Here is a 19877-nt window from a genome sequence, read left to right as displayed (position 1 = left end):
GTTCAAATAATTTAATTCTGTTTTTCTTGACCCTGCCATCCAACTGGTGGCAATATCCGTGTCGAAAATGTTCGAATCAAAAGTCCGGCAACACTGACAATTCATATTGAGGAGTTCCGGGGAACACCTCGCTCTTCATACGAGCCCGCGGTAGTTTCCCGTAGGCTCTCTGTTTACAAGGATATAGGCATGTTCACACGAAGACAGTTTATTGCGGCTGGCGCCGGATTATTGTTGGTGCCGCACAGTTCGCTGGCGAAAGCGCTCATGAAGCACAATGTGTCCACAGGAATCAGCGACCTCGTCGAGAACGGCGACATCCCAAAGGACATCGCCGTTGGTCCGAACATAACCGCCGAGCAATTCATTGCCGCTCAACGCGACGAAAAAGCCCTCGAAAGCCTGGTGGGCGGCTTGGTGGAGCGCAAAATAAAGGGTCAGCCCTTGTTCAACGAGGGCAAGATCATTCTCTATAACACACACTTCAAGGAACGGTACCTCTTCAAGTTCAGGAATGGCTACGGGGAGTATGATCCCAAGATCCTCGGCTCGCTCAACTATTTCATGCGCTGCAATTACGACAACAAATACACTGATATGGACATTGCCACCATAGAGATGATCAACTATGTTGCTCAGCTCCTCGGGGTCAAGGAGATCTACATCAACTCAGCCTACCGGACGCCGGAATATAACGCCATACTCGCCAGGAAAAGCGAGAACGTGGCGCGCAACTCGTTCCACATGCAGGGCAAGGCGGTGGACTACTCCATACCTGGCGTGCCGATCAGCAAGGTGTGCCAGTATGCCCAGCTGGCGCGCAACTATTTCGGCTACGGTGGCGTCGGCTATTATCCGCGGCAGAACTTCGTGCATAATGATAGCGGGCCGCTTCGCAACTGGGCGAAGAAGTAGCCGTTCCACTCCAGAACAGATCATTCTCAAATGACTATCCAATATTTAATGATGTTCCCCACTACTCATTTTCCGTGACACGCCACTATAGAGTAAAGGCTTGCATGGTTATTGCCGATACCTTTATCATTGCTGCAGACCCATAGCCCACGAATTCACACGTTAAAATCGACGGGAGGTTTAACCCTTGATTTTTCAGAACGGAACAAAGGAGACCGCCTTGGCCAACCACACTGAGTTCCCGGTGGGAGAATTGCTTCTCCGTACTTATGCAAAGCCGAGCGATACGAACGCGAATGGAGATATCTTCGGGGGATGGATCATGTCGCAGATGGACATCGCCGGCGGCATGTTGGCAATAGAGATCACCGGCGGCCGTGCCGTGACTATTGCGGTGGACGCGATGAAATTCATCAAACCGGTAAAGACCGGCGACATCGTCTGTTGCTTCGGCAAAGTTACGAGGATCGGGAACACCTCCATCACCATCAGGCTGGAGGTCTGGGTTAAGCCAAGCCTGAGGGAAGCGCCGAGCGACAAGGAAAACGCATTGTACCTGGTCACGGAAGCTTCATACACCTATGTGGCCGTTGACCAGGAAGGACGCAAACGACTATTCCCGAAACCTGCACAGCCCGCCCCCGACCGCGCGGACACATAAAAAATGACAGAGTTCGCGGTGGCACTATTCTTTAAGCACTACCCACCGTTTTCTTGTGAGTTTATCCTTATTGGCAAAGACAGGAGAAGCGGGTGGAAATCATTATTGATAATCACGTAATAGACGTTCCCTGCCGTTGTGGTCAAATTATCTAGGAGAGTCCGGGACGGCTCAAGAACAGTCACCATTCAGCGAAAACGACAAGATTGTCGACACTTGAATAACAAGGAAGGGTGTTGGCTCACCACATTAAATTTGGGGTATCCCGGCAGAACCGGGGGATTACCCAGAGGAATTTATTCATGAGCTACGGCACCCCCCTCGGTCGAGTTTGAATGGATTCACAACTTGAAAAATTATGGCAGTGTGTAACGCGCGATCATGATGCGTCGATGGAGGTCCGCCTCTTTCGCCTGGTATCCCTGACGGTCGCCCTCCTCAGCCTCCTTCTCATCCTCCCGACCAATATCCTTTTAAACCTCCCCGCAGCCCAAAATATGATTATTTTTGTATTTGGCCTGCTGCTCCTCTATTTCTACCGGTCCTCCTGCCGCGGCCGCCACTACATCAAAAGCCTCTATGCCCTGACCATCCTGGTGCTGAATCTCACCTGGTTCATGAACGGCGGGACCCTGGGCAGCATAAGTTATTACTTCTTAGCGGCCCTTTTGTACCCCTTGACCTTTTTCCGCGGGCCGGGACGCTGGACCATGTTTCTGCTCCTTGTGGTCAACACGAGCGCTCTGCCGATAGTGGAATATTACTTCCCTTCCCTGATCATACCATTCAAAACACCCCAGGACCGGTTGATCGACCTGACAACCGGCGTTCCCTTCAGCTGTGCTGCCTGTGCATTACTGTTCTGGGTGGTTATTACCAACTATGATAAGGAAAGCGCCAAGGCGGCGAATGAGATCGCGGAGCGCAAGCGCTCAGAAGCGGAGCTGCTGGGCGCCAGAAAGGCCGCCGACTGCGCCAGCCGCGCCAAGAGCCAGTTCCTCGCCAACATGAGCCATGAAATCCGCACCCCCATGAACGGCATCATCGGTGGGGCGCAACTCCTCGGGATGACCGAACTCTGCCCTGAGCAGAAAGAGTGCCTGGACTACATCCGGAGTTCCTCGGAAAGCCTGTTGGCGATCATAAACGATGTGCTTGACCTCTCAAAAATAGAGGCCGGCAAGATCGAGCTGGAATGCGCGCCTTTCTGCCTGCGGGAGTGTCTTGACCAAGTCGTCGCCCCCCAGTTCACTCTCAGTGCCGCCAAAGGGCTTGTCCTGAAAACCGATATACCGGACCATGTCCCCGATGGGCTGACCGGGGACCAGCTCAGACTGAAACAGATCATAGCAAATCTGGTCGGTAACGCCGTCAAATTTACCCACCAGGGGGGGATAACGGTTTCCGTGGCCCTGCTCGAAAGCAGCGACGATGCAGTCCTTCTGCAGTTCAGCGTTTCGGACACCGGCATCGGCATTAACCCGCTGGACATGGATAAAATATTTACCCCCTTCACCCAGGCGGATTCATCCACATCGCGCAAATATGGGGGAACCGGGCTCGGGCTTTCCATCAGCAGGGAACTTGTCGATCTCATGGGCGGCAAGATTTGGGTGCAAAGTGTGGAAGGGCGCGGCAGCACGTTCCATATCGAGGTCCCGTTTTCCACCACCAATGGGCGCGGCGGGGCAGCGGCTGAAGCGGGAGGAGGAATCTGATCATGGCGTGAACCGCACCATCGGAATTCCAGGCGCCGAATCGGCATGCAATAAAAAAACGGAGCGTCATCGACGCGGCTGCATTTACCGAGGGGATTGTGGAGTGAAACGGAGCAACATCGCCACGACCTTTCACTATCGTTGCTTTAATCGAATAAACCAATTTGACCTTAACCCGCTAACTCTTTAGGATGCTCCTCCGCTTACTAATGCCGAGGGGCCTTTTCGTGAAATATGTATCCGCGCTGCTTATCATCCTGACACCCTCCTTTCTGTCCGCCGGCCAGATTCCAACCGTGTGCCACAACGAACTGGCGTCATGGATCAAGGCCAATAAGAAGCTTTCCATAGTGGATATCCAGAATGCCGAAGGGTTTCGCGCCCACAATTACGACCACTCGCTCGCCGCGGGCAACGACCCGGCACGTTTGAAAAAGATCGCCGCCAGATTGCGTTCGACCAAGGGCAGGGTGATTGTGGTCAGCGCAACAGGCGGCAACGACGCCGTGCATGCCGCGGAGTCGCTCGAACGCGGGGGCGTTCAACATTCCCGGATCCTGGTGCTGGAGGGGGGGATGGAGGCAGCGGCCAAGAATGCGGCCTGCGAATGCTGCAAACCGGCCCAATCTGGTAAAACGGAATGAGTTCGATCCAGAGTGAAACCGGGCCGTTGCGGCCGCAACTGGCGGCGCTGCTTGCGGACTAAATCAGCGGCTGCACCGGGTGCGGCGTCTGCGTCGGGGAGTGCGGTTTCCTGAAACTCTACGGCTCCCCCCGCGATATTGCCCGTTCCTACGATCCGGATGACCCGAAAAAGAATGTCGTCTGCTTCGAGTGCAGCCTCTGCGGACTCTGCTCGGCCGTCTGCCCCACCGGCGTCAAGCCCCAGGCCCTCTTTCTGGAGATGCGGCGCGAGGCGGTAGACCGGGGCTTTGGCTCGTTCCGCGAGCACAGGGGGCTTCTCGGGTATGAGAGGACCGGCACATCCCGCCGTTTCAGTTGGTACGGCTTGCCGGAAGGATGCACCACGATCTTTTTCCCGGGCTGTGCCTTGCCGGGCACGCGCCCCGGCGTAACCGTAGCGGTCTATGAGCGGCTGAAAGAGGTGTTTCCCGACCTCGGCCTGCTTTTCAACGCGCCGAAACCGTCATCGGGGCCGGTCACCTATGTCAATCGCCTGCGGCTCAAATCCCGGTTCAAGAGAATCGTGCCCGCCGTCACAACCCGGGAGAGGACCGTCCCCGGCGGCGGTTCCGGGATGCTCCGGCCGCTCCTCTTTCTGGGCGTCATGATCGCCGCCATAGTTCTGGTGCGGGCGAGCGGAGCCGGCCAGTACCTGGAACCGGAACGGCTGCGTGCCCTGTTTAGCGGCTTCGGCATCGTGGCACCGCTGGTGTACATCGCCATCTATACGGTCGCTCCCACGCTGATGCTGCCCGGCCTCCCCCTCAGCATGGCCGGGGCAACGGTTTTCGGGCCGGTCTGGGGGGTGGTCTACACGATCATCGGGGCCACCCTGGGGGCCTGTGCGGCCTTCCTGATCGCCCGCTATGCCGCCCGGGACTGGGTAGAACGGCAACTGGTCGGTTCGCGGTGGAACAAACTCGACAGCGAGACCGCCCAGAACGGCTGGAAGGCGGTGGCCTTTACCCGGTTGATCCCCCTGTTCCCCTTCAATCTGCTCAATTTTGCCTTCGGCCTGACGAAGATCTCGTTTCCCCAGTATGCCGTGGCAACCTTTATCTTCATGCTGCCCGGCACTATCGCCTTTATCACGTTTTCAAGCTCGTTGCTGGGATTGCTCAAGGGTAAGGTCTCCCGGGAATTTTTTATCGGGATCGTCCTCATCGTCGCAGTATCGCTGATTCCCCGGCTGGCAAAATGGTATCGGAGGATCTGATCGAAGAAAAGATTACGGTTGACGGCAAGGATGTCATCAAGCCCTATACCCCGCATTTCGTCTACCACGGCACGGCCGAGGCGATCAACTTTGCATCGGGCTGTATCGTCTGCCCATCCGGGTGCAACGGGGGGATCATCGCCGACAATTCACTTCCCCTGAAGGAGACCAAGAATTATTACCGTTTTGACTGGAGCAAGATGCCGGCGCCCGGAACAAAGGCCGAAATCGTAATCAAGTCGATTTACGGTACTAAGTAATACAAGAAACGTGGGAAGCTCACCGGCCGGTTCAGCACATACGCGGCAAAGGCGGAAAGAGGAACCGCACGACAGCGGTTCCTCTTTCCGGTTGCTCCATCCTCCCAATCGAATTTTTCTCTTTTTTGTACATCAATTACAAAATTGCTTCACATCAATTTAACCTGAGGTATACTTTATGCCTGCGCTAAGCATTATCTCCCCATCTCCATAGGTAGCGGGGCGCTGTCCATCGCGTGGGCCCATTGTTCAGAGATTCCACAATCCGGGAGTGTACATGAAAAGGCGTTTCCTGATCGCACCCTGTCCGGCGAAATCCTGTTCATCGTTCCCGAGCATCTTGTTCGGCATCATTCCCCTGGCGGCCTTTTTCCTCCTTCTCCTCCACCCTGCCCTGCTTCTGGCAGGCACTACCGTGCTGACGCCGGTCACCCTGCAATTGAAGTGGAAACACCAGTTTCAATTCGCCGGATATTATGCCGCCGTGGAAAAGGGCTACTACCGCGATGCCGGGCTGATGGTAACGCTCCGTGAGGCGGCCCAGGGGAGCAATTCCGCTGAGGCGGTCCTGAACGGGGAGGCCCAGTTCGGGGTAGGAGGCAGCTCTCTGGTCCTGATGCGGGCTGAGGGGAAACCGGTCGTCGTCCTTGCCGCCATCCTGCAGCATTCGCCCCTGGGCATCCTCTCCCTCAACGCAAATAACATCAGAAATGTCCATGATCTGGCGGGCAAACGGGTCATGCTTGAACCGATGTCGGCCGAGGTCATGGCGCTCTTCAGGGCGGAGGGGGTACCCGACGACGCGATCAGGGTCGTTCCCCACGAATTTTCCCTCGAAAAGCTCCTGAACGGCGAGGTTGACGCCGCCTCTGTCTACAGCACGACCGAACCCTATCAGCTCGAAAAACGAAGAATCGCCTATTCCATCATCTATCCCGAACGGAGCGGGATCGATTTCTACGGCGACACGCTCTTCACGCGCCGGGAGGTGGTACAAAAGCAGCCCGAGGTGGTACGGCAATTTCGCGATGCAAGCCTCCGCGGCTGGAAATACGCCCTTGAGCATCAGGACGAAATGATCGACCTCATCCTGAAACGTTACAATACCCACCGCCTCACCAGGGGACAGCTTGCCTACGAAGCTGGAGAGCTGCAAAAGCTGATCAGGCCTGACTTGGTGGAAGTCGGCTACATGAACCCCGGCCGGTGGCAGCACATCGCCGACACCTATTCCCAGTTGGGAATGATCCCGGCATCGAAACCGTTTCCCCTGGAAAGCTTCCTCCATGCCGGCGAACAGCCACGGCTCCCGGATTGGCTCTACGGGACCCTGGGCGGGGCCATGGTGATCATCATCGCCGTCTCTGTGGTCGCCATCCGCTTTCACTACCTTAACGCGGCGCTCAATGATCAGATGCAGTTGCGCGACAAGGCCGAGGCAAAGCTGCGGAAGCTGTCGGCGGCCATTATTCAAAGCCCGGTTTCGATCGTCATCACCGACACGACCGGCGCAATCGAATACGTAAACCCCAAGTTCTGCGAGCTTACCGGCTATACGGCGGAGGAGGTCGCCGGCCAGAATCCCCGCATCCTGCGCGGGAGCATCCTACCCCCCGAATTCTACGGCGATCTCTGGCGGACCATTCTCGCCGGCGGACTCTGGCATGGGGAGTTTCTGAACAAGAAGAAGAATGAGGAGCTGTTCTGGGAGCATGCCACCATCGCCCCCATCTGGGACGCACAGGGTGAACTCACCAACTTCGTCGCCATCAAGGAGGATATCACCGAGCGCAAGATGCTGCAGGAAAAGCTCAATCACATGGCCCATCACGACGAGCTGACCGGCCTGCCTAACCGGGCGCTCTTCTTTGACAGGATCGGGCAGGCGCTGGCCCATGCCAAAAGGAGTCAGACGGGATTCGCCCTGCTGTTCGTGGACCTGGATGGTTTCAAGACGATTAACGATACCTACGGACATGACAGCGGCGATGCGCTGTTGCGGGAGACGGCCCGGCGCCTGGCGGGATGCGTCAGGGACTCGGATACGGTTGCGCGTATGGGGGGAGACGAATTTGCGGTCATGCTGCTGGATGTTGCCGATCTCGGGCATATCACCCAGGTGGCGGAAAAGATGCTGACGCTTCTTTCTATGCCGTTCATGTTCAAAGGACTCGAGTGCCATGTGGGGGCGAGCATCGGCATCAGCATCTTCCCCCAGGATGGCGACGCCGTGGACACCCTCATGAACACGGCCGACATGGCCATGTACCGTGTCAAACAAGGCACCAAGAACAACTATGCCTTTGCCTCCTGATGAGGCTACTGCGAATCAGGCCTCCAGGGCCCCGATCAAGCTCTTCACATCTTCAACGCCGTTTTCCGCCAGCCACTTTTCCATGCCTTCAGCGATTTCCTGCGCAGCACCCGGATTGATGAAACTGGCGGTCCCGACCTGCACCGCCGTCGCCCCGGCCAGGATGAATTCCAGGGCGTCACGGGCGTTCATGATGCCGCCGATACCGATGATCGGCAAGCTGACCGCCCGGGCCACCTGCCAGACCATGCGCAACGCCACCGGCTTGACCGCCGGGCCCGAGAGACCGCCGGTGATGTTGGCCAGCACCGGCCGACGGCGCTCCAGGTCGATGGCCATGCCGGTCAGGGTGTTGATCAGCGACAGGGCGTCGGCCCCCGCATCGGAGCAGGCCTTGGCCATGGAGACGATATCCGTGACATTGGGCGAGAGCTTGACGATCAACGGCTTGATGGTGGCCTCGCGGCAGGCCGTGACCACCTGGAAGGCGCACTGGGGGTCGGTGCCGAAAACGATGCCCCCCTGCTTGACATTGGGGCAGGAGATATTCACCTCCAACCCGGCGATTTCGGGGATGGCGTCCAGACGGCGGGCCAGTTCGGCGTACTCGTCGATGGTGTTGCCGAAGAAATTGGCAATGGCCGGGGTGGCGACCGAGCGGAGGAAGGGAACCTTTTTCTCGATAAAGGCGTCGATGCCCACGTTCTGGAGGCCGATGGCGTTCAGCATGCCGCCCGGCGTCTCCACGATGCGCGGCGTGGGATTGCCGGCCCGGGGCCTGAGGGACAGCCCCTTGGTCACGAAGGCGCCAATGGTTTCCAGGTCCACGTATTCCGCAAATTCCTCGCCATAGCCGAAGGTGCCCGAGGCGGTCATCACCGGGTTGCGCAGTTCCAGCCCTGCAATGGATACAGACAGGTCAGGTTTCATGGTTTCAGGCCTCCCACTTCAGTTCGGCAGCGTCGAAGACCGGTCCATCCGCACAGACGCAGCGATAATCGGGTGTTTCGTTGGAATGATGGTGGCCGGGGGTGACACACCCCAGGCAGGCCCCCATGCCGCAGGCCATATACCCCTCAAGGGAGACCTGACAGGGTATGTTTCTCTGGGCGGCGATGCCGGCCACGGCGTTCAGCATGCCATGGGGGCCGCAGGCGAAGATGCGCGGCGTGCCGTCGCAGGCAGCCAGCCGTCTGACCAGGGCCTCGGTCACCAGGCCACATTCCCCCAACGACCCATCCTCGGTGGCCACATAGCACTCCACCCCCAGGCGCTCGAATTCGGTGATGCAGAGGACGTCGTCTCGCGTCCTGCCGCCGACAAAGAGCCGCACCGACGACTGTTTCACCAGTTCCTTGGCCAACAGGTAGAGCGGCGCCAGCCCAACGCCCCCCCCCACGATAATCTTTTCCTCCTCAGGAGAGCCGAGCTCGAAGCCCTTCCCCAAAGGGCCTAAGACATCCAACAGATCGGTGTTATGCAGCGCCGAAAGCATGCCGGTCCCCTTCCCCACCACCCGGTAGAGCATCTCCAGGTAGGGCTGGGATGCGGCACCGGTCTGGGCCGGGGTATGGACACCCACGTCGAAGATGCCGAAAGGGCGCCGCAGGAGCGGATCGATGGCATCATTCACCCGCACCATCACGAACTGCCCCGGTTGGGCCGCGGGGAACTCGGAGGGAGCGGTCATGCGCATGCGCCAGTAGCCGGGCGAGACCTCCACGTTGGATATGATCATGGATTTGAACTGCATCTAACTGTCTCCTTGGAAGGTTGTTGAAAAACAGCCATCTCGCCGCCATCCTCGAAAGCCCTTTCGTGCGGCGTAGCGCTGCTACGCCTCCTCAGGGCATTCTGCGGGTGCGACGATCTGACTATTTTTGAACAACCTGAGTTTTTCAATAGTCTGTCAGGCTCTTATAGTGTTTTTTCCATCAACAGCGCGTCCTCCACGCCTTCGTAGTACTTCGTCCGCATCCCGGTCCGGGAGAAACCGAACCGTTCGTAGAGGGCGATGGCTGCCCGGTTGGAGGCGCGGACTTCCAACCTCATGATCCCGGCCTGTTTCCCTTGGGCGATGGCAACGGCATGCTCCAGCAGCGCCCGGGCGATACCCCGTCCCCGCAGGTGCGGCGCCACGACGATGTCCAGGATCTCGGCCTCTTCGAAAAGCGACATCAGGCAGACATAACCGCCCACCGCGCCTTCGATGACGGCGACGAACGGAAACGAATGGGGTGACGCAAGTTCGTGCAGGAAATGTTCATAGCGCCAGGGATGGGGAAAGGAGGCCTGCTCAATGGCCAGCACGCTCTCCAGATCGGCCTTGGTCATGGGGCGGATATCAACGGTTCCCGGTACAGACATGGGAAAATATGATAGGCAAACAACCGGGTAAAGTAAACGATTTTGTACGGCCAGGGTCTGCATCGGTCCCGCAATCCCGCCTCATGAATCGCCCTGCGCCACGCAAGGCGCATATTTCGGCAAAAAGCACCGTCTGAACGGCAAAACCGGCGTATAATACTATCCAGAGGCAGAGCACGAGCCGGTTCAGGGAGACGACGTCGCCGTTTGCCGGCAGAGGAGGTGTGCCATGAAAGGACGTGAGATACTGACAACCGTCAAGGAGCGGGCAACAGCGGATCATTGCTTCGTCAAGTGGTGGCGCAAGGAAGAGGATTTTCTCGATTACGAACTGCTTGACCGGTTTCTGGAACATGCCACGGAAAGTGAAGAGATCGGCGGCCTGCAACTATTGACCATGAACGAGATGCGGGATGAAGTCAAACGGATCGGTGGGACACGGGTGAAGTTCATCCATGAGGCGTCCGGAGACAAAATCGAATGGGTGCATCGGGCCAAGGAAGGTGTGCGTACCCACATCTGCGCCTATACGCCCGAGGCGCTGATGACGATCTTCGACGTGGAGACCCACGGCAATCCGGTCGATTCCTGAGATATGCCCGGACCTGAAGGCTGCCGGCCGATGATCGGCAGCCTTTTTTATGCCGATGCCTGACGCGGGACAGCGTCCAGGAGCATCGACTTCATGCGGCAACCACTGAGGAGAATCATCCATGACAACCAGCAGCACACCCGACCTGATCATCCTCGGCTCCGGCTCCACCGCCTTTGCGGGGGCGTTGCGCGCCACCTCCCACGGCGCGCGGGTGCTCATGTTCGAAAAGAGCGTTCTGGGAGGCACCTGCATCAACTGGGGCTGTATCCCCAGCAAGACCCTCATCCACGCAGCCCTGTTCAATCACGAGGCCCATCTGGGGATGAGGCTCGGGCTCGGGCTTGAGGATGGCAGGCAGGGCGTCGCTTGCGAGGCGCTCTTCGCCCACCGGGAAAAGGTCGTGCACAAGCTCCGCCAGGAGCGCTACCTGGACGTACTCAAAAACATGTCCGGCCTGGAACTCGTCAAGGGGACCGCACGCTTTATCGACCCGCACACCATCGAGGCCAACGACAAACGGTATCGCTGCGACCGTTTTCTTGTCGCGGTGGGTGGCAAGCCGCGCATCCCCCCTATTCCGGGGATCGAAGTGTGCAACTATCTAACGAGCCGGAGCGCCCTGCTGATGAAGGAGCTTCCCCAATCCCTGGTCATCGTGGGGGGCGGCGTCATTGCCGTCGAACTGGGGCAGATGTACCATCGCCTGGGCTGCCGCGTGACGATTCTCGAACACGGACCGCACCTCTTGCCGACCGTGGAGCGGGAAGCGGCCGAAGCGCTCCGAGCGGTGCTGATGGGGGAAGGCATCAAGGTGGTGACGGATGTGACCATCTGTTCGGCCGATCGAGCGGGGGACGTGAATGTACTCTCCGCCGATGTGTGCGGCAGGCGCCACGAATACACCGCCCAACGGCTGCTCCTGGCGGTGGGGACCGGCCCGGCCACGGAAGGGCTCGGCCTGGAACAGGCGAACGTGGGGACGGACCCGAAGGGCTTTATTGTCACCGATGGGCGCATGCGCACCTCAACCGATGGCATCTGGGCGGCCGGGGACGTGACCGGCAAGATGCTGATCGCCACGGTGGGAGCCCGTCAGGCCATTGTGGCGGTCGACGACATGTTCAACGAGGGGTGCGGCTGCACCATGGATTACCTGTCGGCCCCCATGGCGGTCTTCACGGACCCGGAGATCGGCATGGTGGGCCATACCGAGGAGAGCGCCCGGCAGGCCGGTTTTGACGTGGCGGTCAATACCATGCCGGTCAGCGCCATCCCCAAGGCCCACGTCACCGGCCATACCGCCGGGGTGATCAAGATGATCGCCGACCGGCCGACCGGGCGGCTCCTGGGGGTGCACCTGGCCTGCCACCGGGGGGCGGACATGATCAATGAGGCGGCCCTGGCCCTCCACCTGAAGGCGACCGTAGCGGATCTGGCCACCACCATGCACGTCTACCCTTCCATCGGCGAGGGGCTGAAACTCTGCGCCCAGGGGTTCGATAGGGACATCAGCAGACTATCATGTTGTGCCGAATGATAAAAGGTACTGACTGAATCCGTGATGCCGGAATGCCGCAGTGGCCGGAAGAGCCGGAGCCCGCCCGTCGCCCGTGTCGTGGCACGTCATTCACTCTGTCGGTCCTCCGACGGGGTGTCGGCATCTTCTTAAAGGCAAAGGCTGAGGCCTTCCGGCAAACAGAGGCATGGAGGTGTCACGGATTCAGGGCTGTCGTAAGCCAGGATCAGATACCGCCCATGCAGAGGTACTTGATCTCCAGAAAGTCATCGACGCCGTACCGGGACCCCTCCCGGCCGACCCCCGATTCCTTTACCCCGCCGAAGGGGACGACTGCGGACGAGATGAGGCCGGTATTGATGCCGACAATCCCGTATTCCAGGGCCTCCGCGACCTGCCAGACCCGGCCGATATCCCGGCTGTAGAAGTAGGAGGCAAGCCCGAATTCGGTGTCGTTGGCCATGCCTACCGCCTCTTCGTCGGTGGTGAAACGGAACAGGGGCGCCAGGGGGCCGAAGGTCTCTTCCCGGGCCACCGCCATGGCTGGGGTGACATCGGCCAGAATGGTGGGCTGGAAGAAGCTGCCGCCCAGTTCGTGCCGCCCTCCGCCGGTGATGATGCGCGCCCCCTTGGCCAGGGCGTCGGCGATGTGTTCTTCCACCTTCTCCACGGCCTTCATGTCGATCAGCGGCCCCTGCTGGGTCTCCCCCTTGAGCCCGTCGCCCACCTTCAGCCTGGCCACGGCAGCGGACAATTTTTCCGCAAAGGCGTCGTAGACGCCGGCCTGCACGAGGAAGCGGTTGGTGCAGACGCAGGTCTGGCCGGTGTTGCGGTACTTGGAGGCGATGGCCCCCTCCACCGCGGCATCCAGGTCGGCATCGTCGAACACGATGAAGGGTGCGTTGCCCCCCAACTCCATGGCCACCTTCTTGACCGTCCCGGCGCACTGCTGCATGAGCAGCTTGCCGATTTCCGTCGAGCCGGTGAAGGTCAGCTTGCGGACAATCGGATTGGCGGTCATCTCGCCGCCAATGGCGCCGGAGACCCCGGTGACCACGTTGAACACCCCGGCCGGGATGCCGGCCCGCTCGGCCAGCACGGCCAGCGCCAGAGCCGAATAGGGGGTCTGGCTGGCCGGTTTGAGGACCATGGTGCAGCCGACGGCCAGGGCCGGTCCGGCCTTGCGGGTGATCATGGCGGCGGGGAAGTTCCAGGGGGTGATGGCGGCGCAGACGCCGATCGGTTCCTTGATGACAACGATCCGCTTGTCGTTCTGAACCGTGGGGATCGTGTCGCCGTAGACCCGCTTTCCCTCCTCGGCAAACCATTCGATGAACGAGGCGGCATAGGCGATCTCGCCCCGGGATTCGGCCAGCGGCTTGCCCTGTTCGGCGGTCATCAGGATCGCCAGGTCCTCCTGGTTTTCCAACAGCAACTCGTACCAGCGGCGCAGGAGCCGGGAACGATCCGCAGCGGTCCTGGCCCGCCAGACCGGATAGGCCGCGTTGGCCGCCTCGATGGCGGTGCGGGTCTCAGCCCCCCCCATCCTGGGAACCGTGCCGATGACCTCGTCGGTGGCGGGATTATTGACCGAAATGGTGCCGCCGTCCGCGGCATGAAGCCACTGGCCGTCGATATAGCATTGCTGGCGAAAAAGGGTCGGGTCTTGTAAGGTGAGCATGATGTCAATCCTCCGTTGGGATAGTCCGAGGTACGACGGCACTGCCGGTGGCTGCTATTTTACCCCAAAGCCTTGTGAAGTAAAGTGTTGTGCATACCATTAAAAAGAGCACACGCATGGTCCATCATTCCTGAATCCGTGACGCCTGAACGGCGGAGCGAGCGTCATGCCGGAGTCAAACGCCGCCCATGAAGCACCAAGCCGCCTGTGCCGTGCGTACTCCGTCACGGAGAAACCACGTCTGGCACCGTTGAGACAGAGGCATGCCAGGCGAGAGAAGCCGTGAGGGCGTCGCGGATTCAGGCTTCTCTGATTTTGATAATTCCCCTTGACACATTAGACCGACCGGTCTATTTTTACGCCCATGAAAAAGAAAGACACACGAGGCGAGATCATTCGGATCGGCACCGAGATGATCGCCCGCCAAGGATACAACGCCACCGGCATTGATGCCGTTCTGAAGGAGGCCGGCGTCCCCAAGGGGTCGTTCTACCACTACTTCAGGAGCAAGGAAGATTTCGGCCTGGCGGTGATCGATCACTTCGCCGAACGCTTCGAACGACGCATGGAGGAGTTCCTCAGCAACGAGAACCTTGCGCCGCTCGACCGCATCCGCGATTTTTTTGAGAGCGGTCTGACGCGCGTAACCCAGAACCAGTGCACCAAGGGCTGCCTGATCGGCAACCTGGGACAGGAACTGGCAGACCTGAACGAGCGCTTCCGCGCCCGGCTGGATGAGATCTTCGGCATGTGGCGGGAACGCTTTGCCGCCTGCCTGCGCGAGGCCCAGAACCGGAGCGAGCTTTCCGGCGCTGTCGATCCGGCAATAACCGCCGGTTTCATCCTTTCCGGCTGGGAAGGTGCGATCCTGCGGGCCAAGGTGATGAAATCGCCCCAGCCGATGCGGGACTTCGTCGATCTCCTCTTCAGCGCCATCCTGGGACAGAAGTAAGCCCTTTATTTATCCCAAATATAGTTGACCGGTCTATTATCGTCAGATTGGCGAACCAATCAAGGAGGGACCCATGAAACAATCCATTGGAGCAAAGACGCTGGCCACCCCAACCCCGGTGTGGCTGGTTGGCACCTATGATGAAGCGGACACGCCAAACATCATGACCGCTGCCTGGGGCGGCATCTGCTGTTCCCAGCCCCCCTGCCTGGCGGTATCCCTGCGCAAGGCGACCTACAGCCATGCCGCCATCGTGGCACGCAAGGCCTTCACCGTCAGCATCCCCTCCCAGGCCCAGGTGGCGCAGGCCGACTATGTGGGGACCGTATCGGGCCGCGACGGGGACAAATTCGCCGCCTGCGGCTGGACGGCGGTGCGGAGCGACCTGGTGGACGCCCCCTACGTGGACGAGGTGCCACTGGTGGTGGAGTGCCGCCTGCTGCATATCCACGAACTGGGCCTGCACACCCAGTTCGTGGGAGAGATCGTGGACGTCAAGGCGGACGAGGCGCTTATCGGTGCCAAGGGATACCCGGACATCACCAAAGTAAGGCCGATAATCTGGGACACGGCCCACATGGGATACTACGGCCTGGGGGAATTCCTGGGCAAGGCGTGGGAGATCGGCAAGACCATCACAACGGAGGGAATGAAATGAAAATCGTTTGTCTGCTGGGAAGCCCCCGCACCAAGGGGAGCAGTGCCACCATCGCCAACCATCTCCTGAAAACCGCCGGGGATCTGGGGGCGGAAACGCGGTTCTTTGAATTGAACCGTCTTGCCTACCGCGGCTGCCAGGCATGCTATGCCTGCAAGACAAAGCTCGACCGATGCGCGCTCAAAGACGATCTGAGCGAGGTATTGGCCGCGGTGAGCGAGGCGGACGCGGTGGTGCTGGCCTCACCGGTCTATTACGGCGACATTACCAGCCAGCTCAAGGGCTTCATCGACCGCAGCTACTCCTATCTGGTTCCCGATTATATCACCAACCCGCAGCCAAGCCGCCTGGCGCCCAAAAAGCTGGTCTTCGTCCAGACCCAGGGGCAGCCGGAAGAAGCGGCATTTTCCGATATTTTCCCGCGCTACGAAGGCTTTCTGAAATGGATGGGGTTCAGCGAAACCACACTGATCCGCGCCTGCGGTATCGGCCCCGGCAGAACCGACGTCGTTCCGGGACATATCCTGCAACAGGCCGAGGAAGCGGCACGCGCCTTGATGGCATAGGCCCGGGAAGAAAGGAGACGGGGATGGAAGAGCGCATCCGCACCATGATCTGCCGTTTTGTCGGGGAAAGTCCGGCCGGCCGCTTTCCCGAGAGCGATGAGCCGTATTTCGATGAACCGCTGGTCGGCTATGCCGCTGCCGACGACCCACTCTTCGATGACTACAAACGGATCATCGGAGCGTTTCACCGTACGCCGCACGAGGTAATGGAGATCGGTTTCGGCACCGGTGTGCGGGCGGCCACGGTCATTTCCTGGATTCTGCCCATCACCCAGCCGACGCGGGACAGCAACCGCCGGGAAACGGTCTATCCCTCCCCGGCCTGGGCCCGTACCCGGAACTTCGGCGAGCAACTCAACGCCGCGTTGCGCCGCCATGTGACGGAGTGGCTGGCCGAACAGGGACACCGTGCCGTGGCGCCCCAACTGGAAGCGACCTGGCGCGAATACCCCGAAACCCCGGTCGGGAGAGCCTCTACCTGGTCGGAGCGCCACGCCGCCTATGCAGCCGGCCTGGGCACCTTCAGCCTGAACGACGCCCTGATCACCCCCCGGGGGATCGCCCATCGCTGCGGCAGCGTCATTACCGACCTGCCCCTGACGCCGAGCCCGCGCCCGTACCCCGACCACTATCACAACTGCCTCTATTACCGGGAGAAGAGTTGCGGCGCCTGCATCGGACGTTGCCCGGCCGGGGCTATTTCGTACCAAGGACACGATAAGGACGCCTGCAGCCGTTACGTCTACGGCACGGCGGTGGCGGCGGTCGCGGAGAAATACGGCGTAACCCAGACCGGGTGCGGCCTCTGCCAGACCAAGGTCCCGTGCGAGGGGCAAATCCCGGCCGGAACGACCGACGCTTGAGTTCACGGGACACGAACGTCCGTCGTGAGCATTCTGCAGTTCCAACAGCAGGTTTTACTTCAAGGAGGGAAAATGAGTCTGGTAACGATTGATCACAGCACCTGCCGGCGTGACGGCATCTGCAGCGAAGTATGCCCGCCGGCGCTTTTTGAGGTGGATGGGGAGGGATTTCCCGTTTTCCGTGCCGGTGGAGAACAGGACTGCATCACCTGCGGTCATTGTGTCGCCGTCTGTCCCCAGGGGGCGGTTCACCACGAAAAAATTCCCCTGGAGGAGTCGCTCCCCATCGATCCCGCCCTGACGGTTTCCATCCCGGCCCTGAACCAGCTCGTGAGGAGCCGCCGCTCGGTCAGGGAGTTCCGGGATGAGCCGGTGCCCCAGGCCCTGGTCAAGCAGGTTATCGAAGTGGCCCGGTGGGCCCCCTCGGCTGTGAACCGACAGCCGGTGCACTGGCTGGTGATCCAGACCCCGTCCGAGGTGAAGCGCCTGGCCGGGCTGGTGATCGATTACCTGCGCCAAAGCAACAAGCTGGAACCGCGCTACACCCGGTATATCGACTTGTGGGAACAGGGCAAGGACCCGATCCTGCGCAATGCGCCCCACCTGGCCGTTATCCACGCCCCGGACGAATGGCTCTGGAGTTCGGTGGACAGCACCATCGCCCTGACCCAGTTTGAACTGGCGGCCGTCGCCCAGGGCATCGGCACCTGCTGGGCCGGCTTCCTGATGCGTGCGGCCAACGGGCATCCTCCGCTCAAGGAGGCGCTCGGCATCCCCGAGGATCACAGCGTCTACGGGGCGCTGATGTATGGTTTTCCCCGCTATCGTTACCCCCGCGTCCCACCGCGCCAGGAGGCGCGAATCCAGTGGAGATAATCGGGCTGGCGGCGCTGATATCGAACAAACGGAAACATGACGTGAAAATTTCTGAAACAGTCCTATTGCGGAGGTGTAACTGATGAAGGTCATTGCCATAAACGGAAGTCCGAGAAAAAAATGGAACACGGCGACCCTGCTGGGCAAGGCCCTGGAAGGCGCCGCCGCGCAGGGGGCCGAGACCGAGCTTGTCCACCTCTACGATCTTGATTACAAGGGGTGCGTGAGCTGTTTCGCCTGCAAGACCCGAGGGGGAAAAAGTTACGGCGCTTGCGGTTTCACCGACGGCTTGACGCCGCTCCTGAACAGGATCATCGAGGCCGACGCCCTGATCATCGGGTCGCCGATCTATTTCGGCTCGGTGACCGGCGAGACCCGCTCCTTCCTTGAGCGCCTGCTGTTTCCCTACCTGACCTACACCCTACCCTATGCATCCATAGCCCCCAAGCAGATCGCCACCGGGTTCATCTATACGATGAATGTTACGGACGAGCAGAGCACGGCGTACGGCTACGAGCACCTCTTCACCTCCCATGCCCGTTACCTGCAACTGATCTTCGGGCAGCAGCCCGAAACGTTGTGCAGCTTCGACACTTGTCAGGTTAGCGATTACTCCAAGGTGCTGATCGAGAGTTTCGACCCCGTCCATAAAGAGCAACGGCACAAGGAGGTATTTCCCCAGGACTGCCAGCAGGCGTATGACTTGGGGGCCAGGCTTGCCGGAAAGGGGCTATGACATGACGGAGCAGGCGAAAAACTTCACGGCAGCCCATATCGGCCCCTTGGAGGGCCTTTTGAACCACGATTTCCGCGGACTGAAAGGCAAATACTTTATCGGCGGGGAGTTGGGGCTTACCGGTTGCGAGGCCTCCCTTAACCGGCTCCCGGCCGGCAAGGCCATGCCCTTTGTCCATGCCCACAAAAAAAACGAAGAGCTCTACATCGTGCTGCGCGGCAGCGGCACGTTCTTCGTGGATGGCGACGAATTCCCGATCCGGGAGGGGAGTCTGGTACGGGTGGCGCCCCAGGGCGAACGGTCGTGGAAAGCCGGCGATGAGGATCTCTACTTCATCTGCATCCAGGCCAAGGAAAACAGCCTGAGCCAGGCCACCCTGGAGGACGGGTTTCGCATCCCGACGACCAAGGCGTCCTGGATGGCGGAATAGGCCCAAACCGGACACTTGTTGTGGTAACAGATGCAAAAGCCCCGCTTCCCGGATGGGAGGCGGGGCTTTTGCGCGCCCATGGACATTCCCCACTCTTTCATGACGTTTTTCTTGCCCAATGAACTGAAAAAGCCATACTATGGCCACCAACCTCCTGGGCATCAGGTAGCGGTACCCCCCGGAGCAGTCCGTAAGAACCCCTTGACAGACCATTGTAAACATTATAAATTGACCATATTGAATGACCATTCATTCAATTCCAATGGGATTGGGGTCAGGGATATGGCAAAGCTTGATAAGCGTGGCGAAATAGTTCGTGCGGCGGTGGAGATCATTGCCGACCAGGGGTTCCATGGATCCCCCATGGCCATGATCGCCGAGCGGGCCGGGGTGGCGGCCGGGACGATCTACTGCTACTTCGAGAGCAAGGACATCCTCATCAAGGAGTTGTATCGGGAGATAGAAGGGAGATTACTGGAGGCGCTCCGGGTTGGCTACCTGACGGAACGCCCCATCAGGGAGCGTTTTCTGCACCTCGGCATCAACTTCCTCAAGTACTTCGTTGCCCACCCCCTCGAATCCAAGTACATGGAGCAGTTTCACAACTCCCCCTATGGAGTGGACCTGCGCCGGGGCAGGTTTGCCAAAGAATTCAAGGACGATGACCTCCTGTACCTGGAGTTGTTCGAGCAGGGAGTCGCCCAGCAGGTCATCAAGGACCTGCCCCCTATCTTACTCTTTGCCCTGGCCTTCGGACCAGTGATCACCTTGACCCGAGACCATATTCTCGGGTTTATAGAACTGGACGACGCGCTCATTGAGAAGACCATCGCGGCATGCTGGGACGGTATCAAACGATAGGCCGGCGT

General features: G+C 59.6%; 21 protein-coding genes and 1 pseudogene. 18 read left to right on the top strand and 4 right to left on the bottom strand.

The window, feature by feature from the left end; genetic code table 11:
- Positions 1–189 precede the first annotated feature (189 nt).
- The 8 genes and pseudogenes from ET418_RS16225 (at position 190) to ET418_RS16195 (ending at position 7768) form a co-directional block, all read left to right on the top strand.
- A complete protein-coding gene (locus ET418_RS16225; RefSeq protein WP_149309385.1) occupies positions 190–915 on the top strand; it encodes a YcbK family protein in 726 nt (241 codons plus the stop codon).
- Between the two features lie 220 nt (positions 916–1135).
- Positions 1136–1576, top strand: coding sequence for a hotdog domain-containing protein (locus tag ET418_RS16220; RefSeq protein ID WP_149309383.1), 441 nt, complete (start codon positions 1136–1138; stop codon positions 1574–1576).
- A gap of 392 nt (positions 1577–1968) precedes the next feature.
- A complete protein-coding gene (locus tag ET418_RS16215; protein ID WP_246153127.1) occupies positions 1969–3294 on the top strand; it encodes an ATP-binding protein in 1326 nt (441 codons plus the stop codon).
- A 227-nt stretch (positions 3295–3521) separates the two neighbouring features.
- Complete coding sequence (locus tag ET418_RS16210) at positions 3522–3938, top strand: rhodanese-like domain-containing protein (RefSeq protein ID WP_149309381.1); 417 nt, start codon at positions 3522–3524, stop codon at positions 3936–3938.
- Between the two features lie 62 nt (positions 3939–4000).
- Positions 4001–4162, top strand: a pseudogene (locus tag ET418_RS18575) (4Fe-4S dicluster domain-containing protein); the annotation flags it as partial.
- 36 nt (positions 4163–4198) lie between these two features.
- The gene (locus tag ET418_RS16205) at positions 4199–5194 is read left to right on the top strand and encodes a TVP38/TMEM64 family protein (RefSeq protein WP_246153126.1); all 996 of its coding nucleotides are present in this window, start codon (positions 4199–4201) and stop codon (positions 5192–5194) included.
- On the top strand, positions 5176–5454 hold the full coding sequence (locus ET418_RS16200) for a hypothetical protein (RefSeq protein WP_149309377.1): 279 nt from the start codon (positions 5176–5178) through the stop codon (positions 5452–5454). The genes ET418_RS16205 and ET418_RS16200 overlap by 19 nt, the downstream gene beginning before the upstream one ends.
- Before the next feature lie 277 nt (positions 5455–5731).
- Positions 5732–7768 carry an ABC transporter substrate-binding protein gene (locus tag ET418_RS16195; protein WP_149309375.1) on the top strand — a complete coding sequence of 679 codons (2037 nt, stop codon included), beginning with the start codon at positions 5732–5734 and terminating at the stop codon, positions 7766–7768.
- 15 nt (positions 7769–7783) lie between these two features.
- On the opposite strand, the gene ET418_RS16190 is transcribed toward ET418_RS16195, so the two are convergent.
- The 3 genes from ET418_RS16190 to rimI form a co-directional block, all read right to left on the bottom strand.
- Complete coding sequence (locus ET418_RS16190) at positions 7784–8698, bottom strand: dihydroorotate dehydrogenase (protein WP_149309374.1); 915 nt, start codon at positions 8696–8698, stop codon at positions 7784–7786.
- Positions 8699–8702: 4 nt separating this feature from the next.
- The gene (locus tag ET418_RS16185) at positions 8703–9521 is read right to left on the bottom strand and encodes a dihydroorotate dehydrogenase electron transfer subunit (protein ID WP_149309372.1); all 819 of its coding nucleotides are present in this window, start codon (positions 9519–9521) and stop codon (positions 8703–8705) included.
- 164 nt (positions 9522–9685) lie between these two features.
- A complete protein-coding gene (rimI, locus tag ET418_RS16180) occupies positions 9686–10135 on the bottom strand; it encodes a ribosomal protein S18-alanine N-acetyltransferase (protein ID WP_149309370.1) in 450 nt (149 codons plus the stop codon).
- 229 nt (positions 10136–10364) lie between these two features.
- Between rimI and ET418_RS16175 the strand changes: the two genes are divergently transcribed.
- Together ET418_RS16175 and merA are read left to right on the top strand one after the other, a co-directional pair.
- On the top strand, positions 10365–10727 hold the full coding sequence (locus tag ET418_RS16175; protein WP_149309368.1) for a hypothetical protein: 363 nt from the start codon (positions 10365–10367) through the stop codon (positions 10725–10727).
- A gap of 121 nt (positions 10728–10848) precedes the next feature.
- The gene (gene merA / locus ET418_RS16170; RefSeq protein WP_149309366.1) at positions 10849–12267 is read left to right on the top strand and encodes a mercury(II) reductase; all 1419 of its coding nucleotides are present in this window, start codon (positions 10849–10851) and stop codon (positions 12265–12267) included.
- Between the two features lie 205 nt (positions 12268–12472).
- Here merA and gabD read toward each other — a convergent pair whose 3' ends face one another.
- Positions 12473–13927 (bottom strand): NADP-dependent succinate-semialdehyde dehydrogenase, encoded by a 1455-nt coding sequence (gene gabD, locus ET418_RS16165; protein WP_149309364.1) that lies wholly within the window; start codon positions 13925–13927, stop codon positions 12473–12475.
- A 364-nt stretch (positions 13928–14291) separates the two neighbouring features.
- Between gabD and ET418_RS16160 the strand changes: the two genes are divergently transcribed.
- From ET418_RS16160 to ET418_RS16125, 8 genes are all read left to right on the top strand, one after another.
- Positions 14292–14879: a TetR/AcrR family transcriptional regulator gene (locus tag ET418_RS16160; protein ID WP_149309363.1), complete on the top strand. Its 588-nt coding sequence runs from the start codon at positions 14292–14294 to the stop codon at positions 14877–14879.
- A 73-nt stretch (positions 14880–14952) separates the two neighbouring features.
- Positions 14953–15537, top strand: a complete 585-nt coding sequence (locus tag ET418_RS16155; RefSeq protein WP_149309361.1) for a flavin reductase family protein — start codon at positions 14953–14955, stop codon at positions 15535–15537.
- Positions 15534–16103 (top strand): flavodoxin family protein, encoded by a 570-nt coding sequence (locus ET418_RS16150; RefSeq protein ID WP_149309359.1) that lies wholly within the window; start codon positions 15534–15536, stop codon positions 16101–16103. Before ET418_RS16155 ends, ET418_RS16150 begins: the two co-directional genes overlap by 4 nt.
- A gap of 23 nt (positions 16104–16126) precedes the next feature.
- Positions 16127–16966 carry an epoxyqueuosine reductase gene (locus tag ET418_RS16145; protein WP_149309357.1) on the top strand — a complete coding sequence of 280 codons (840 nt, stop codon included), beginning with the start codon at positions 16127–16129 and terminating at the stop codon, positions 16964–16966.
- A 72-nt stretch (positions 16967–17038) separates the two neighbouring features.
- Positions 17039–17842: a nitroreductase family protein gene (locus ET418_RS16140; RefSeq protein ID WP_149309355.1), complete on the top strand. Its 804-nt coding sequence runs from the start codon at positions 17039–17041 to the stop codon at positions 17840–17842.
- A gap of 82 nt (positions 17843–17924) precedes the next feature.
- Positions 17925–18578 carry a flavodoxin family protein gene (locus tag ET418_RS16135; RefSeq protein WP_149309353.1) on the top strand — a complete coding sequence of 218 codons (654 nt, stop codon included), beginning with the start codon at positions 17925–17927 and terminating at the stop codon, positions 18576–18578.
- Position 18579: 1 nt separating this feature from the next.
- Entirely contained in the window at positions 18580–19008 is a 429-nt protein-coding gene (locus ET418_RS16130; protein WP_149309351.1) for a cupin domain-containing protein, read from the top strand.
- Positions 19009–19290: 282 nt separating this feature from the next.
- Positions 19291–19869 (top strand): TetR/AcrR family transcriptional regulator, encoded by a 579-nt coding sequence (locus ET418_RS16125; protein ID WP_149309349.1) that lies wholly within the window; start codon positions 19291–19293, stop codon positions 19867–19869.
- Positions 19870–19877: the final 8 nt, after the last annotated feature.

Source organism: Oryzomonas rubra (assembly GCF_008369015.1).
In the GTDB taxonomy this organism is placed as follows: domain Bacteria; phylum Desulfobacterota; class Desulfuromonadia; order Geobacterales; family Pseudopelobacteraceae; genus Oryzomonas; species Oryzomonas japonica.
This window is presented reverse-complemented; position numbering and strand designations above follow the sequence as displayed.

Bases quoted from the DNA above. Each gene is read 5' to 3' on its own strand.
- ET418_RS16225 (WP_149309385.1), top strand. From the start codon at position 190: ATGTTCACACGAAGACAGTTTATTGCGGCTGGCGCCGGATTATTGTTG.
- ET418_RS16215 (WP_246153127.1), top strand. From the start codon at position 1,969: ATGGAGGTCCGCCTCTTTCGCCTGGTATCCCTGACGGTCGCCCTCCTC.
- ET418_RS16205 (WP_246153126.1), top strand. From the start codon at position 4,199: ATGCGGCGCGAGGCGGTAGACCGGGGCTTTGGCTCGTTCCGCGAGCAC.
- ET418_RS16200 (WP_149309377.1), top strand. From the start codon at position 5,176: ATGGTATCGGAGGATCTGATCGAAGAAAAGATTACGGTTGACGGCAAG.
- ET418_RS16195 (WP_149309375.1), top strand. From the start codon at position 5,732: ATGAAAAGGCGTTTCCTGATCGCACCCTGTCCGGCGAAATCCTGTTCA.
- ET418_RS16190 (WP_149309374.1), bottom strand. From the start codon at position 8,698: ATGAAACCTGACCTGTCTGTATCCATTGCAGGGCTGGAACTGCGCAAC.
- ET418_RS16185 (WP_149309372.1), bottom strand. From the start codon at position 9,521: ATGCAGTTCAAATCCATGATCATATCCAACGTGGAGGTCTCGCCCGGC.
- rimI (WP_149309370.1), bottom strand. From the start codon at position 10,135: ATGTCTGTACCGGGAACCGTTGATATCCGCCCCATGACCAAGGCCGAT.
- ET418_RS16175 (WP_149309368.1), top strand. From the start codon at position 10,365: ATGAAAGGACGTGAGATACTGACAACCGTCAAGGAGCGGGCAACAGCG.
- merA (WP_149309366.1), top strand. From the start codon at position 10,849: ATGACAACCAGCAGCACACCCGACCTGATCATCCTCGGCTCCGGCTCC.
- gabD (WP_149309364.1), bottom strand. From the start codon at position 13,927: ATGCTCACCTTACAAGACCCGACCCTTTTTCGCCAGCAATGCTATATC.
- ET418_RS16160 (WP_149309363.1), top strand. From the start codon at position 14,292: ATGAAAAAGAAAGACACACGAGGCGAGATCATTCGGATCGGCACCGAG.
- ET418_RS16155 (WP_149309361.1), top strand. From the start codon at position 14,953: ATGAAACAATCCATTGGAGCAAAGACGCTGGCCACCCCAACCCCGGTG.
- ET418_RS16150 (WP_149309359.1), top strand. From the start codon at position 15,534: ATGAAAATCGTTTGTCTGCTGGGAAGCCCCCGCACCAAGGGGAGCAGT.
- ET418_RS16145 (WP_149309357.1), top strand. From the start codon at position 16,127: ATGGAAGAGCGCATCCGCACCATGATCTGCCGTTTTGTCGGGGAAAGT.
- ET418_RS16140 (WP_149309355.1), top strand. From the start codon at position 17,039: ATGAGTCTGGTAACGATTGATCACAGCACCTGCCGGCGTGACGGCATC.
- ET418_RS16135 (WP_149309353.1), top strand. From the start codon at position 17,925: ATGAAGGTCATTGCCATAAACGGAAGTCCGAGAAAAAAATGGAACACG.
- ET418_RS16130 (WP_149309351.1), top strand. From the start codon at position 18,580: ATGACGGAGCAGGCGAAAAACTTCACGGCAGCCCATATCGGCCCCTTG.
- ET418_RS16125 (WP_149309349.1), top strand. From the start codon at position 19,291: ATGGCAAAGCTTGATAAGCGTGGCGAAATAGTTCGTGCGGCGGTGGAG.